This window comes from Porphyrobacter sp. CACIAM 03H1 (assembly GCF_002215495.1).
Classification (GTDB): Bacteria; Pseudomonadota; Alphaproteobacteria; order Sphingomonadales; family Sphingomonadaceae; genus Erythrobacter.
On the sequence record NZ_CP021378.1, the window covers coordinates 69,876 to 85,550 of the forward strand.

Annotated in this window: 11 protein-coding genes; 1 reads left to right on the forward strand and 10 read right to left on the reverse strand. The window is 60.7% G+C overall.

Translation table 11 applies throughout. From position 1 onward, the window contains the following. The first annotated feature begins 1 nt into the window (after nucleotide 1). A complete protein-coding gene (locus CBR61_RS00345) occupies nucleotides 2–1,039 on the forward strand; it encodes a hypothetical protein (protein ID WP_088912570.1) in 1,038 nt (345 codons plus the stop codon). A gap of 271 nt (nucleotides 1,040–1,310) precedes the next feature. Here CBR61_RS00345 and CBR61_RS00350 read toward each other — a convergent pair whose 3' ends face one another. The 10 genes from CBR61_RS00350 to CBR61_RS00395 form a co-directional block, all read right to left on the reverse strand. Next, complete coding sequence (locus CBR61_RS00350) at nucleotides 1,311–3,062, reverse strand: DUF262 domain-containing protein (protein WP_088912571.1); 1,752 nt, start codon at nucleotides 3,060–3,062, stop codon at nucleotides 1,311–1,313. A gap of 53 nt (nucleotides 3,063–3,115) precedes the next feature. After that, nucleotides 3,116–5,707 (reverse strand): DEAD/DEAH box helicase family protein, encoded by a 2,592-nt coding sequence (locus CBR61_RS00355; RefSeq protein WP_233996787.1) that lies wholly within the window; start codon nucleotides 5,705–5,707, stop codon nucleotides 3,116–3,118. Beyond that, nucleotides 5,688–7,343, reverse strand: a complete 1,656-nt coding sequence (locus tag CBR61_RS00360) for an Eco57I restriction-modification methylase domain-containing protein (RefSeq protein WP_088912572.1) — start codon at nucleotides 7,341–7,343, stop codon at nucleotides 5,688–5,690. Before CBR61_RS00360 ends, CBR61_RS00355 begins: the two co-directional genes overlap by 20 nt. Continuing rightward, the gene (locus tag CBR61_RS00365) at nucleotides 7,340–8,266 is read right to left on the reverse strand and encodes a DNA methyltransferase (RefSeq protein ID WP_233996788.1); all 927 of its coding nucleotides are present in this window, start codon (nucleotides 8,264–8,266) and stop codon (nucleotides 7,340–7,342) included. The genes CBR61_RS00360 and CBR61_RS00365 overlap by 4 nt, the downstream gene beginning before the upstream one ends. Before the next feature lie 116 nt (nucleotides 8,267–8,382). Further along, nucleotides 8,383–9,261, reverse strand: a complete 879-nt coding sequence (locus CBR61_RS00370) for an ArdC family protein (protein ID WP_088912574.1) — start codon at nucleotides 9,259–9,261, stop codon at nucleotides 8,383–8,385. A 223-nt stretch (nucleotides 9,262–9,484) separates the two neighbouring features. After that, the gene (mobF, locus tag CBR61_RS00375) at nucleotides 9,485–12,232 is read right to left on the reverse strand and encodes a MobF family relaxase (RefSeq protein ID WP_088912575.1); all 2,748 of its coding nucleotides are present in this window, start codon (nucleotides 12,230–12,232) and stop codon (nucleotides 9,485–9,487) included. Continuing rightward, complete coding sequence (locus CBR61_RS00380) at nucleotides 12,232–14,076, reverse strand: type IV secretion system DNA-binding domain-containing protein (RefSeq protein WP_088912576.1); 1,845 nt, start codon at nucleotides 14,074–14,076, stop codon at nucleotides 12,232–12,234. Before CBR61_RS00380 ends, mobF begins: the two co-directional genes overlap by 1 nt. After that, entirely contained in the window at nucleotides 14,073–14,738 is a 666-nt protein-coding gene (locus tag CBR61_RS17085) for a YbaK/EbsC family protein (protein WP_233996789.1), read from the reverse strand. The genes CBR61_RS00380 and CBR61_RS17085 overlap by 4 nt, the downstream gene beginning before the upstream one ends. After that, nucleotides 14,662–15,183: a hypothetical protein gene (locus tag CBR61_RS00390; RefSeq protein WP_157696449.1), complete on the reverse strand. Its 522-nt coding sequence runs from the start codon at nucleotides 15,181–15,183 to the stop codon at nucleotides 14,662–14,664. The genes CBR61_RS17085 and CBR61_RS00390 overlap by 77 nt, the downstream gene beginning before the upstream one ends. A 44-nt stretch (nucleotides 15,184–15,227) precedes the next feature. After that, a complete protein-coding gene (locus tag CBR61_RS00395; protein ID WP_023836545.1) occupies nucleotides 15,228–15,419 on the reverse strand; it encodes a helix-turn-helix transcriptional regulator in 192 nt (63 codons plus the stop codon). Nucleotides 15,420–15,675 lie beyond the last annotated feature (256 nt).

Sequence of the window (15,675 nt, forward strand, 5' to 3'; positions counted from 1 at the left end):
GATGCCACTCGTCACCCTCGATCAGAAAAATTGTCGCGTTCAGTTCGGTGCCTTTGAGGTCGACAACAAGATCCTGTTTGAGTTCTTCAATAAGGTGGCTGCCGCTGATCGCGACGAGCAGCTTCACAAGGCGCTCTATATCGGCGTTCTCGCGCTGATGGAGGACCGGCTCTCGAGCTTTCTGTCTAGAACCGCGAACGAGCTCGGGACTGAACTCGAAAGTCTCAAGCTGATCTTCGACATGAAGAAGGAGCTATTCTATCGATCTTCGGTCAAGGGCGTGCTCGCCGAGACCGACATCGCCGACTTTCTGTCCGAGTTTTTCGATCGCCAGAAGATCAACGACCGAATCGAGCTAACCGGCGACCGTGCCGGCAAGATCCGCCGAAATAAGACCGGCGACATCGTCTGCCATCTGGCCGGTGACAGCGGCAAGCGGATCGCGATCGAGTGCAAGTTCGACAAAAGCATTCGTCTGGGTGACATCCAGACCAAGGATGTCTTCACCAAGAAGGCGGATACCGCCTGGAGTCAGCTACTCGAAGCGCAGGCCAATCGCGATGGCCAAGTTGGGATTATCGTCTTCGACGCCTCCCTCGTTGACAACAGCATTCTCGCCGCTGTTCAAGATTTAAAGCTACTTCCAGGAGTCGGGATGATTGCGATTATCGACTCCCAAAAAGGTGACTACCGGAACCTCGCAATTGCCTACATGCTTGCGCGCGACATTGCGCTCAACGCGAAAACCTTGGATCTCGACACCGACGTACTCAAGATAATCGTGAATCGGTTGATCAAGGACGCACGCGAGATGGCGTTGGTAAAGCAACTTGTGACCGCCAATATCGACAATATGAAGCAAATCCTCTCGCAGATCGAGAAAGGCATTCTGCTCGCCGAGTTCAATCAGCGCTACCTCATCAAGTTCCTATCTGAGGGGACGCTCACCAAGGAGGACATGCTTGCATTCTATGCCGGAGAAGAGGTCAAGGAACGCTTCCGTCTGATAGAGCGGGAAATAACAGATCTTTGCTCATGATGTGGCCAGCAAACCCCTATTTGCAATGCCTTCAAGTTGCTAGCCGCCTTGAAAGTCGGACCATTGAACGACGCAGTGCGGCTTGGGCCGCTTCTTCCGCGCCGTAGCACCCCGGTCATACGGGACAGAGCGCTTCCTACAGAATCTCCCGCTCTATTTCCTACCGCTCCTGATTGTCACCCGGATAGGCTGTGACCACATGCCCGGTCCACGCCAGCGGTTAGAGCAGGTTGGCCGATAGGGTAGCGCGCCAATATGTCGGACAAACCGTTCAGGGCATCGCCACACTGAGAACAGAGCTAATCCGCTCCCGCAGGCGCTCACGCCGCGCATTGTGGAATTCCGGAAAGCCTTCAAGCGTATCAGGCACGTCCCCGAGGTCGTGCATCGTACAGTAGTGATCCCGATCACCCGTGTTTGGGTAATGGGTACAGAGCCATGAACTGGGCAAAGTATCGCGCTTCTCGCCATTCACGGTTCCTTCGAGCAACTGCAGGTTCGGAAGCTCATTCGCCATCCGGATATAGTCAGCAATCCGCTCCTCGGCGATGCCCGCTCTTCGCAGCTTCGCTGTTGTGAACCGTGAAATCGGAAACACATGATCCATGTGGAACTGGTTCCGCAGGTTGACGAAGGGAAACAGCATCGAAAGCAGCGCGAACATGCGCTTGTCGCCGTACTGCATCGTGAGCATGTCGTCGACTTCGGCAGGCGAGAACGAAAGGGATTTGCCCCGAGCCTCCATGACTTGCTCAAGAGCTTGAGCAGGGAAGTTCTCTCCTCCCGACTGCTGAATGACCTCGCGCAATGCCGTGAGGAGCGTGTCGAGGCCGCTCCCCCAAATACCAGATGCCTTGAGTAGGGATCTGATGAGCCATGAGTGCACGACTGCACGATCCGCCGCGAACTGATTGCTGAGCGTGTAGTTGGCCGGCGCCTTGCGGCGATAAAGATAATAGGCAATCGGCAGCAGCGCACTGTCCGCGCGAAGCGTCTGCCCGTTGAGGCCGAAGCTTGCGGCAAGTTCGACCGTGCGGACCAGAGCGGCGCGTATCTCGGGCCAATTGGCCTCGAGCCTTACCATGTTGGCCTGGGTGAAGTTCTCGACCTTGAAACCCACCGATGCGATGTCGGACAACATCAGGCCAGCCTTGAGGACGAAATCCTGGCTCAACGTGAACCCAGTACCGATGCGATTGATCTCGTCGACCAGGTTATGGATCTCGGAGCGCGCATCGATCTTCTTCCACTGCGCGACCGCTATGCTCAGCAAAAGATCGGAATATGACAACACCGTCCCGCCGGAATTGAGGCGGATAAAGATGTTGAGCACCCGCTCGACGTCCTGGCTCTCCTCTTCATAATAGAACACGCGCTGGTCCATATGGACGACCTGGTGCAACCGATCGAGGATGGTGTAGGCCCGGTTGAGATCCTCCCCTTCAAGCTTTTTGCTCACCAGCCAGGCAAGCATCGGCGGTCCGCCCTTCATTCCCAGAATATCAGGAACAGGAAACCATAGCGCACTTTCATCGCGCTCAACTTGGGCATCATCGAGGAAGCGGAAGTCGTATACGACCCCATCCTCATCGGGCTCGGGCGATGCCAGCAAGTTCAACCGAAGCGTGCGCTTGGGAAAGGCATCGGGATTGTTCCACCACTTGCTCGGAAGCTTCATGGCCATGGAGCCGCGCAAGCCGATGTTCAGGGCGGTCAAGCGTTGCTGGCCGTCAAGCACGGCGGTGACCGTTTGGTTGTGCAAGGTCGGCAATTCCGGACAATGCGCAGCGTCCCGCTGATGGTAGTGCAGAACGAAGTCGTAGAATTTGAAGCTGCCGCTGGTTTCTGGTTTCACCGTCCAGAACAGGAAGGTCCCGAAGGGATAGCCCTGCATCAGACTGTCGAAGAGACGCTCGATCTGCTCAGGCTTCCAGACAAACTCACGCTGGATTGCAGGCAGCACGTAGGACTTGCACTGGATCTTCTCCAGCGCTGCAGCGATCGTGCCCCCTGGCTTGTACATCAGCGGTCCTCCCAAGCGTGTCCGAGCGAGAATTGCTTCGGCCCGTAAAGAGCTTAGCGGGCTGATTCTCTCGCTACAACAGTGTTATAGCCGCCAATCCGGGTCAATCCTTCATGGGTATCGATGCCGGTATAGCGCAGCGACGCATCCTCATACCGGCGGAAGGCGAACACAGCGGCGTTCATCCGCTCTGTGTTGAATACCTTAAGGTCGACGAGCAGATTGAAGTCGCCAACGGTTAGACCGGTCACGGTGCGGAACAGGTCTGGTTCGATCTTGGTGATCACGTCCACCAGCGTGTTCTCACGGAAATCGGTCAGATACATAAAGGCCGGAATGCGGGTCGCGAACTTGATAAGTTTGTCCTGCACCTTTTTGCGCAGCGACTTGTAAGCCTTCTCCTCCTTAGTCAGCTCCTTCTTCTCTTTCTCGGAGAGATCGGCTTCCTTGGCCTTCTTCTTGAGGTCCTTGATTTTTTCGCTCTTGTTTACAATCGTCTCGATTACATTGTTGCCTAGCGCACTCCAGCCCTCAATCCGCTCAACAGCCGCCATGGCTTCTGCACTAGCGAGGACCCGGCGCAGCGTGTCGTTATCGACGTTAACAAGCATCGCCGATTCCCACTTTCTGGCGAGCAGCGTGCCAGTAGTGCCTGCCGTGGCGTAGTCTAGAATGAAGTCCACATCAGCCTGCACCATCACGGAGCCATCGAAGGCAAGCACCGGCAGAAACGAGACGAGGTCCGCCACCGCTTTTTCCGGGTTAGGCTCGCTCGGCGACAAGCCAATGCCGTAATCGGTGATTTGACGAAGCGCCCGCGTTGGAGCGAAGTCGAACACGAAGCAGACGGGCTTCAACACATCTTCGCGATTGGGATCGTCCCCTTCTGGGTTCTTAATCGAGAAGGGCGATTGTACCCGGAACGCCGCTTGGAAGTAGGTCTCGGGCGACTTGAGGTTGCGAAGCATCAGGATCGACGACCACTGGGGCACGGTCACCCCTGTTGTCAGCTTACCGCATGACAGGGTGATCGTCTTCGTTTGGTACCCACTACCAATCGCGCGCCGCACCGGAAGTAGAGCATCAGGGCCCATCCCAGCATTCGGGCCTGCTGCCACGATCACATTGTAGTCGTGCCAAAACACGTTGTGCCGTGCCGAAAGAAGATCGCGCATAGCGTAACAAGCGGCAACGCTGGGCAGAAACCAAAAGCTGTGCTGCAACCATGGGAGCAATTGGCCGTTCGAATAAGGCCACGGCGGAGAGGCGTGGGTCTTCAAGCTGACATAGCTCTCGGCCAAATCCTGCCCACGAATGATGTCGAGCCAACGCTGCACTTCGTCCTTGTGCTCGAACTCCGAGATCACTCCCTTAGTTCTCGCCTTGAAGAACTCGTTGAGGTCGAATTCGTCGAACTCGCCGCCGCTCGCGATAGCCAGCAGTTCGTCCGGCATCTGGTAGGTCAGCAGCTGCATTTGTGGCAGCGCGGCATATGGGTTTCGCTCCGCCGGACGTTCAGCAGCAAATGTAGCCTTGGCACGCTGTTCGTCAGTGTAGGTCCAGTTGAAAATCTGCTCTTCGATGAACTCGCCCGTGGCTAGCGCTTTGAACGGGGTGCCGGAAAGATAGAGGAACGCGCGCGAGGTGATCGGAAGAAAGTCGGCCTCGCTTTCGAGTGGTTGTTGTAGGTCTGCGGTCTGCTCGGCCAGCTTGGTCTCACTGACTTTGCCGCCCTCGAGAAGCGACTCCACTCGCTCGACTGCCTTCTCTTCGTCTTCAAAAAGAGATGTGGCCGACTCTCTCCATGCACCGAAATGGTATTCGTCGAAAATCACGAGATCCCAATTGATGACATGGATCGACTCGTTGCGTGCCTTGATGTTGCCATATCGATCCTTGCCAAGCAGGTCTTGAAAGGACCCAAAATAGACAAGCGGCGTGTCCTTCGGCACGGCGAGCGGATCACCCTCCGCATTGCGAGAGAGATACTTCCAGCCCTCGAAATCGACGTGGTTATTGAGATCAGCTTCCCACGCATCTTCGACTGCGGGCTTAAAGGTGACGACCAGCACGCGCTTGGCATCCAGCTTTTTCGCCAGCTGATAGCCGGTGAAGGTCTTGCCGAAACGCATCTTGGCGTTCCAGAGGAAACGCGGGACTGCCTTAGGATCTTCCGCCCAGCGGGACTGGTAGTAATCGTAGGTGGCTTCCACCGCCTCCGCCTGCTCGCGGCGCATAGGAAAGGTTTCGTTCCGCGCGGACTGGAAACTCAGCCCCTCCTGTAGCTCGATGATGGCGCTCTGCACATCTGCGGGCGAGCAGCGCATCCATTCACGCGAAGAGCCGATGGTGACGTTCTCGAAGCCCTTTTCGATTAGACGGCGGCGCACATCACTGTCGCGGAAGGCAGAGCCGTCTGCGCGCTCCGCCACTTCATCGACATGGAGCGTGTAGGCCTGCTGCATTTGTCCCTGCGACTGGCGGATGCGGTCATTGACGTCGGCCTGCGTGGTCTGCCCGACCTTGATCAGGCCGGCATAAGCGGGCGGCGGATCGTTAGGCGTCCAAGCATAGATGCGCAGACGACCATCGGGCTTCGGAAGCAAGATTTCGTCAATGGTCGGCTTAGGCATCGGGATCGTCATCTACGACAACATCTCCGAGCAAGTCGGAGAACACGTCCATTGGCCTTACAATCTTCTCGATGAACGCAATCTCTTCATCGGTTAAGCGATATTTTTCATACAGTTCAGCGTCAGTCCATCGTCGGTTCCATTCTTGGGTGGGAACAAATGTATAGACCTTTCGGGTGACGTGCTGGGAGGACTTGTGAAGAAGGATCAGCAGCCGCGTAAGTCGACAAGAGAGATAGGACAGGGCACTCTCGGCCTCTTGCTTTGTCTCGAATGGGCCGATGCTGAGGTATGTCTCAGACGAAACAGTCCCTGGCCCAACGACGAACGGTGTACTGATGATCCGGTGAGGGTAGGTGTCTTTGTTGCCTGTACCCGGCGCGGCATAGCCAGCAAACAACTTCCACTTATCGATCAGATGCTGCCCGGAGGTAACTTGCTCAGGGCGAACATAACCTATGCCGCCATTCTGATAAATGGTCAGATCGCCCGGGGATTTCCGCGGCTTTCCTTTGAAGAACGTGCGGAAGCCAAAGACCCGCGCTGAGCTGACAAGCTTATCGAAGCGTTTCTCGTCAGGTAATGCAAGACTAACCCTTTGGCCGGTCTCGTGAGCTATCACCTTGCGAAGGATCGAAAGTCCCTCATTAAACCGGATAAAGATTTCGGCTCCCTCTTCAAGTAGAGGGCGGGTCGCCGTTGAGTCATCCCAACCTTGGAATCGCGTGGTAACCTTGCAAGGCCCCGGATTCTCGCGATCCCAAAGAAAGTAAGAGACACCGCCCTTCAACCCAACACCGGGGAAAACATCGGCGGCACTGAGAAAATCATCGATCGTGCGCAGCCGATCATCCTTTAACATGGACTCACGAAAGTCGTCCAAACCCTTGCCGCCAGAAAACCACCGCGACGGAATGACCATTGTCAGAAAGCGGGGCTCAAGCGCCTTGGCTTGCTCGACGAACTTTTGGTAGATTGGCGCGGCACTGGTTCCATGGCCACCATCATCGAGCTGGTAGGGCGGATTTCCGATGATAACGTCGAACTGCATCTTGCCTCCGAAGAGCTCGCCCAAGCGAACCTTGATGTTGTCTGTATGGATGAACGCATATGCGTAGTTTTCTTCGTCCGCGCCGCGCCTGAGCAATTCACCGCTCGCACCGCAGAAGCGGCAACGATCTCCCTCGCGTACATGCTCGGTACGTTCGAACCAGATATTGCCGTCATCATTATCGCCGAAGCTGCGGGTAACGCTGTGCGGACCGGCAGCATGCTTCGAACAATACAGGCTCCGACGCGCCAGCAATGACGTGATGCGCGTGGTGGCGATGCCGAACACCTGCTTGGTCAGGATGTGGTCGACGCGCTCTTGCAAATCCGGGATTTGCCCTTCCAGCCCTGCGATCAGCCGTGTGGATATCTCGCGCAGGAACACACCTGACTTGGTGAAAGGATCGAGAAATGTGACGGTCTTGTCGGCCCAAATGCTCGCGCCGCCATTGCTGGCCGCCCATGCCTGCTCCAAGGTCTTGAGCATGCGATTGGCGAACTCAGGCGGGGTGAAAACTTCGTCGTTCGACAGGTTGGCAATGCAGCTGAGCACATCAGGGTTGCGGCCCTTTAGCCCGAAAGCCACCTGTTCGTTCATCCTTGCAGCTCCGCACGGTCCAGTGCCGCCAGCTCGCGCACCGTCATTGGCGGGTAGCTCTTGGTCGGTTGGAAGATTTCGTGATTGCCTAGCCCGGCAAACAGTGAGCGCTCCTCGCGCAAGCTGGCCATGCCGGTGAGCACGTCGAGCCGGAAGTCTCGTCGGTTAAACTTGCCTTTCCCGATGTAGCTCCACTCGACGACGCTGATCGGCCCACCGTCCGAATTCTTCATCGTCATCGCGTCACCATGGATGAGGTTGGTCGAAAGGAAGTGGCTGGCGCAGCGGCAAAGGTCATCATCCTCGGCGAGGCCGAGATATTTTGCGAAAACATCGAGCATGTTGGCGCGGCATTCGGCAATGTTGTCGTCCAGCAGCTCGATCCCATAGAGGCTGGCAAGCGCTACGAGGGCATAGTGACGCTTCTCGAACGCGATCTTGCCGTACTTGGCTTCCACCGCCGCCAGCTTGCGCTGGAGGATCGGAACAAGAAAATTGCCGCTGCCACACGCAGGTTCGAGAAAGCGGGAGTCGATCCGCTCGGTCTCGCCCTTCACCAGATCGAGCATCCTCTCGACCAGCCAAGGCGGCGTGAACACCTCGCCATGATCTGCCACGCGCTGCTTGGATTTGATGAGGTCGCTGCTGGCGGACATGGGGCTCGGGATGGCTTTCGGAACAGACATTGGCGCAGTCAATGATTGGGGAGCCTGGAAGGCCGTCGTTTCCCTGCCTTCTACGCAAAAGCGCCCGATCATTTCCAGCGAGCGCAGCACATGGCTAGGGGGTGTCGAGGTACCGTGGTCCCATTCGGCGATGGTGGCAAGCGGCACGCCGAACTCGCGTGCCGTCTCTTCTAGCGACAGGCCTGCAGCGGCCCGGCTTGCGGCGAACGAAAGGGGCGGGTGAACCTCAGTTTCCATTGGGGGGACATGATACGCAGCTAGGCAATTGGTGCAAGCTTCGTGCAGAGCAAGCTCCTGGTCTGACGATAAAATTCGGTAGAATGGGGATTCCATATGCTCTAGTTGAGGGGGTGTCACTCATCGCCCAACCATTCCGCAGCCTTCGCCGCCGCGCTGGCGGCGGTGAAGATCGCGCGGTTGTCGCCCTTCAGAACCTTCAGCCAGCTTGCGAGGTAGCAGGCATGATCGGGGCGCGGGGTGACCGACAGCCCGAGGTCGCCGCACAGGAAGGCTGAACCAAGCTCGGCGACCAGCTCTTCCATGGCATAGGCCTCGTCGCCAAAGCGCTTGCCAAAGGTACGGGCGAGACGGTGATCGGCCCCGGTCCAGTGGACCAGCTCGTGGAGCAGGATGGCATACCAGTTCTGCTCGGCGCTGGCGGTGTCGGTGGCGAAGAACCGCTCGCGGTCGGGCATAGTGATCGTGTCGGTGGACGGCGTGTAGTGGGCACTCTCGCCCTGAACGCGGATGGCAGCCCCGGTGCCAGCGATGAAGGTCTCGACATCGGGGATGGGATCGAAGGTCTCGGCTTCCGGCACCTCGGGCAAGGCATAGCCTTCGACCTGCGCGATGTTGAACACATGCGAGCCCTGCGCGAAGATCCGGCCTGCGTTTTCGCGCGCCTCGTCTTCGCTGGCCTCGGCGTTGTCCAGCACCTTGTAGAACACGATCGGCGAGGCCTTTTCGCCCTTGCGGACCTGCGCGCCCAGCGACTGCCACTGGCGATAGGTCGCCCAGAGACCATGCCCGAAGTCCTGCGCCTCAGCGCTGGCCCAGAGGGCGAGGACATTGACCCCGCGATAGGCCTTGCGGGTGACCGCATTGATGGGCCGGGTCAGCGGGGCGCTGCTGCGGTGCCAGGGGAGCGTGTAGTCGCCGGTGCCGCGCTCCAGCGCGGCGACGATCTGGTTGGTGATTGTGTCGTAGATGCTGGCGGTTGCGGAGCTGGCCATGGTGGTAAATCCTTCGTCCTGTCGTTGGGAACGCGGATGAAGGGACGGGCCGGATGGCCGGGCGGGTCAGCGCGAAGCGCAGAACAGCCAACACGGGAGGGCGAAGCCCGAATGGAGCGGGCAGGCTGTTGATCCCGCCCGGCACGGCCTGTCACGAGAGGGAGCAGTTCATTCCAATGACAGGGCGAAGGATGCCATGGCCCTGCGTTTACGCATCACACGATCAGCCGAGACCAGCTCCCAGGGACTTCGCCTTGGACGCCTCTGGCGCACTCACCTCCATTGCGGTCTGCTTTTCGCCCGCGCGCTCATGGATCGCGCGGATCAGCCGCGCCTTGTCGTCGGTGACGACAATGGCTTCGGACTTTGCGCGCGAGAGCGCGACGTAGAGCATCTTCTGATCGACCAGATTGGCAGAGCGGCTGTCGGCGTGGATCAGGACACGCTCGGCGGTCTGGCCCTGTGCTGCGTGGGCAGTCTGGACATAGGCATGGCGCAGATGGGCGTCGCGGGGGTCGGTCAAATCAAGCCGCTGCTCGCGGCCATTGGCCAGCGCGATGGTTGCCTGCTGCCGCTCGGGATCGATACTGGTGACGGTGCCGCGCAGCCCGTTGATGCGTCCGGCCTCGCGGTCGTTGCGGGTGAACTGCACCCGGTCGCCCGCCTGAAGCTCCATCGCCTTTGGCTCGAACACCTCCACCTTGCCCGAACCCCACTGGCGCATCCGCCAGTCGATGGCTGAGCCGTCGGCGGACTTCAATGATATCGCGGCCTTTTCCGGATCAATGCGCTCGACCCGGTAGGCGGCCCCGCGCGTCACGCCCTTGTCGGCATAGTCGCGGGCAAAGCGGACGACATCGCCGATGGCATAGCTTGCGGCCTGCCGGGTTTCAGCGCGGGTCAGGCCCTTGGCCTCAAGCGCCTCGAACCGGACGGCGGCGGATGATAGCTCGCCGCGCTGCGCCAGCTGCTGGCGGATCATGATGGTGAGGGTGTCGCGCCCGTCACGCGACGGCTCGATCACAAGAGTGCGCGCGCGCTCCGCAGGACTCAAGGCAACATAGCGCTGTGCCATCGTCGCTAGACAGGCATCCCTGCTTGCATCTTCGATCACGTCGCCTCCGCCGCGCTCCAGCGCGGCCAGAGCCTTGCCGGCATGGCCCTCGATTGACGCCATGACGGCTTCGCGGGTGTCGGCATTGGTCTGGCGGACGACGCTGGCGAGTTTCGCGGTGGCCATGCCAGCCTGCTGCAACTGGGCAAAGGCCGCGCCTGGACCGACCGATCCGAGCTGCCTGACGTCGCCGACCAGCACAAGCCGCGCACCGGCCTTGTCGGCGCTGGCCATCAAAGCCGCCATATCTTGCGCCGAGAGCATCGAAGCCTCATCGACGATCCAGACCGCACCCTTGCCCAGCCCCTTGCCCTCGGGTGAGACAAGGTGCCGCGCGACCGTATCGCTGCGCAGACCAAGCGCTTCTCCCAGAACGGTGGCTGCCGATGCAGTCGGCGCGAGCGCCGTCACAGCAAGTCCGCTCTTCGCTGCCTCGCGGGCATAGGTCGCCAGTACGGTCGTCGTCTTGGCGGTCCCCGCATAGCCCTGAACTGCAGTAAAACGGTCGCGCGAGGTGAGTAGCGCAGCAGTCGCTCGCTTCTGATCATCCGTCCAGGCAAAGCCCGCGCGTGCGGATTGCCGCGCGGCGCGCTCAACTGCCCGCGCAGCGGCGAGCGGCGATGCCAGCGGAGCGGCCACGGCGCGCCCGGCGGCTTCAAGGCGCAGCATGGTCTGCTCGGTCGCAATGGCGTCGGGCGTGGTGAAGCCTGCAAACTCCGCCCCGCGCCGGTCAAGGAACACGCGTGGGACCAGCGCGCCACGCTCGCCCGCTTGGCCAATGGCGGCGCTGATGGCGCTGTGGCTGATCCTGCCAAAGGCATAGTCGCCCGCCTCACGCGCCAGCGTGCTGGCCGGGAACACGGCCTGCCGCTCGGACAGCTTGGCAGCAGCCCAAGCGACAGCGCGCACTGCAAGGATGTCAGGGCTCGCCGCCAGTTCGCCTGCCTTTGCCCGCTCTTCGGCCTCTGCGATGACGCGCGCCTGCGCTGCCTCGCCAAAGCCTGTCGCTTCTGCCTTCGCGCGCCATTCGACCTGCAGGGTCTTGTGGTCGGTGTGGCTCTTCGCCTCGCGGGTATCGAGCGCCGCGATCTGTTTCTCCGCGGCGCTCGCTTCCTCCCGGCTCGTGCCGCGCTCGGCAAGCCGCGCATCGATCGCGGCGGTGCGCTGGCTGAGCGCCTCGATTACTTTGTCAGGCACGCCCGCAATCTCGAACATCGCGTCCTTGCCAGACTCAATCCGGTAACCGATCTGCGCAGCACCATGCGCCAGCTCTTGGCGATAGATTGCGCCGATCTCCTTTTGCAGCTGGTAGAAGGCACGCGGCTCGAGGCTGCGCCAATTGCCATCCTTGTCCTGCGTCGCGTTGAGAATCACCGCATGGGTATGGAGCTGCGGGTCCTGAGCGCGGCTCGTGGCATGGCGGAAGGTGGCAATGGCGAGGTTGCCGGTTTCCTCGCGCCGCACCTCCCCGCCCTCGCGCACGCGGGTTGCCGCCATATGCTGTTCTACATGGGACAGCGCGGCTTTGACGGCTGCGGCATGCGCAGCGATCAGCCGCTTGTCGCCGGCAACCTCGGCCATAATTGAGACCGACTTGGGCGCGGAGAAGGTGATATCCCAGCCCGGCCGATGCTCGACCTGGCCATCACGGGTAGTGCCAAGCTGCTGCCCGGCAACGCGGCCTTCGAGCAGCTCGGCAAACTCCACGCGGTCTACCTCACCGGAGAGGCCCAGCGATGCGGCGGCCTCTCCGAACCATTCCGAGGGAGCAAAGCCGCCCTCGGCATAGTAGTCGTCAGCCTCGTAGTAGCTGGCTGCCTGCCCGGCGCTGGTCAGGGCAGAGACCGAAGCCACCATCACACCGGTCCCGCCTCTGGTCCTGCCTTGGTGCCTGACTCCGGTTCAGAGGCAGAAGGGACGGTAATCGCGCTGACCCGGCTCCACAGGGTGCTCGCCGGATCGCCCGCGATAAAGGCAGGCTGGCGCGGCGAGCCCCGCCGCGTGATGTGCTCGGCAGTAAGCCCGATCCGCGCAACCGGCAGGCCATCAGGCAGCAGCAGAAAGCCCTGATGCGGGGGAAGACGCAGTTCGCTTTCGAGCACAGCCGCGCGGAACTGGCGCTCTGTGGCAATGGCGGTGCGGGGCACCTCTTTGCCGATCATCAAGGTGTCAGTGGCGACCCGCATTTCGACCTCGCACTGGCCGATGGTCTCGCTGGCCCACTGGCGGGTTTCGCGGTCAACGGTCTGCAGGAACAGCTTGGTGTTGCAGCAGGCCAGCATGGCCTCGGCGATGTTGTCGCCGTAGCGATGGCGCATCTGACCCAGCGCCTGAAAGGTGAGCACGATCGCCGCCCCGAACTTGCGGCCTTCGGGGAGAAGGCGGGCAAGGTTCTCGACGCGGGGAAGGTCGGCCAGCTCATCGAGCACGAACCAGATGCGCCGATCGGGCGATGGCGAAAGCCCGAGCACCGCGCTCGCAGCACATTCGAGCCAGCAGGCCATCAGCGGCTTGGCGGCCTCGAAATAGTCCTCCTTGCGCGGGACAAAGATCCAGGGCTTGGCCCCCTCGATCCGGTCCAGTCCGACGATGAAATCCCGGAAGGCAAAGCGCGTCGCATTCTGCTGTTCGACCTTCAGGAACTGGATCAGGTTCGCGGCCTTCGCCAGCATGAAGAGCACGCTGCCGGTGGCGCGGTCGGCATCATCGGCAAAGGTTCGGGCCGAGGATGTATGGCCCAGCCAAGCCTTCAACTGCTCCTTGCTCTTGACCTGCAAGGCATCGAGCAGAGCCTCGAGACTGCCGTTCTTCTCCGCCCACAAGGACCGCATCATGTTGGCCACCAGAATGCGGCTCGTCTCGAGCCACACATCGTCATCCTGGCTGCCGGTTTCAGAGACCAGCTGGCGCGCGATGCGGTCGGCATCGGCGGGGTGGGATATCTCGTCAAAAGGCGACCAGAACGCGCAGCGGGCATCGAATGGGTTGAGGATGATGTCGCCGCGCGCGGGGTTGTAATAGTGGGCGATGAACTCGCCCGAGGTGTCGTAGACGAGGGCCGCTTCCCCACGCGCTTCGATGCCGTCGAGCATCTGCCGCAAGACGGTGGTCTTGCCGCTGCCAGTGGTACCGAGAAAGGCGAAGTGCCGGGTCTCGATCCGCTGCGGAATGGGGACCGGGCCGATCTGCAGGGCACGGCTTCCAGCGAGCAAACGCGTCTGTGCTGCGACATCTTCCTGGCGCGCCAGACGGGTCCCGCCGATCACCCGGTCGGCCAGCGTATCCTGCCCCTGTGCGGACATGGTGCGCTGGAGCAGCCAGGCCGCCAGCAATCCCAACGCGCACCCCAGAATTGCCCCGATGATGAGCAGGGTTACGGCCTTGGAGAAGGTGCCTGCGATCAGCGGCTCGTTGGCAAAAGCAGCCGCTGAAACGGTAAAACGGCGTCCCTCCAGCGACACGTTCATCATCAGGTCCTTGCCCGCCATCTCGCCCAGCATGACGAGCAGCCTGGCCCCCAGACATTGGCCTGAGACCTTGAGCTCGGCGGCGTTCATGACGAACTGCGGCGCGATGATTGCGCCGGCCCCGCCGGACAGCAGAACGAGCCGGGCAAAGAACCCGAAGCGCTGCTGCCATTGGGCCATGCGCACGCGCCACAGCGCGTGGGCACGAGTGACGAAATCGGTACCGGCGGTCATCGCTCGCCCTCCCCGGCCAGCTTGCGCTGGCGCTCGAATGCGGCCCGCGCTTCAGCGGCGATCGCCTCGTCAGATGTGCGACCACCGAGCGCCGAACTGCGCGCATAGGCATAGGCTGCGCAGGCCGTGAACAGGGTGCGGTCAAGCACCCGTTCGGCATCGGCAAGGCGCTCTGATATCGACCCGATCACGCTGGCCATTTCGGCGAGATCGGTCTCCCGGTCGGCGCCATGCAGGAGCGCAAGGAAGCCTGCATCGATGACCTTCAGCAGCAAGGCATATTCCGACAGACCGCGCCGGTTTGCGAAGCCGGTAAGCGTCCTTGCCTGCGAAGGATTGAGGCGGATGGTCCGCTTGATGAAGCTTGCCATCACGACCTCCCGCGCGCGCTCGAAGCGCGCGCTGGAAATGGCGCAATTGCGACGTTTGTGGTGGCTGCGCTGAACGAGCGCGCTTTGCGCGCGCCCCGAAAACCGCAGAAATCCTCGCTGCACGCGTGCGTGGGGTGTGTATCCCTTTTCCGGGCCCGATGCATCGCATCGTGGCCCTTCACAGGTTCCGGTGAATAGTCCTGACTGTGCATCACTAGATTTCCCCAAGTGGCCGCTCGAAGCGCGCGAATGCGCGGATCTGACGCTCGGCTTCAGCGTCGGCGGCAGCACGGTCGGGGAACGGCTTTTCAGGAAGCGCGGGGACGAATGTGAGGTCCTTGTCCTGCATCCACTTGCGCACTGACCGATCGACCACAACACGCAGTGCCTCGCGCAAATCGAAAGCATCTTCAGGGGACAATCGGGCCCATTGGAGATTGTGGAGAATGAACCCGCCGAGCGGGTATGTCTTGTCGCCGATAGCGACCAGGGGACCTTCAAATTGGGCCGAGAATTCCTCGCCCTTGAAGCGATCGATCATGGGTCGTTCGAAGTAGAGCCAGTCGGCGATGAAGTTGCGGTAGCAGCTGCCATCGAGGCCCGGGCGGCTGAGCCGCCTGACGTAATCGTCGATCAGCAGTTCTGTCAGAGACTTGTATCGGTCACTGACCGGGGCGCGAACGAGCGCCCAGCCTTCCGCGCGCAAGGCGGCTTCCAACATGGAGAAAATGGACATGGTGGGGATGCTTTCTGCGGGCCACGGCCCGCCAAATGAGGGGGTCAGTAGCGGCGCAGCGGAAGGGCGTTGATCCATTCCGAGATGTCGGCGGCGCGCCAGCGAATGCGTCCGCCGCCGATGTCGACAGGGTGGGGGAAGCCCCCTTTGCGCATCTTCCTCCAGATGGTGGAGCGGCTGCGGATACCAGTGAGGCGCAGGACCTCCTGGCAGGTAATCAGTTCGGTATTCGACATGACAGATTCCTCTTCATTCAAGGTTCTGTCACTGGCGCCGCACTCCCCTCCGGAGTGGTGGGTTGGCCGCCGCACGGCGAGCCGCACGGCGATCATTCATTCAACCCGACACCTCTGCCTGAGCTTCAGTGACCCTCAGAAGCTATGTGCGACGCCGGGCTGTAGGAAAGAACAAAACGGGATCATAAACCGTTCTATTTGACGCGTGGACGGCTATGGACGCACCGGGACGCATCGAGTTGGGCACAGTTCCCAT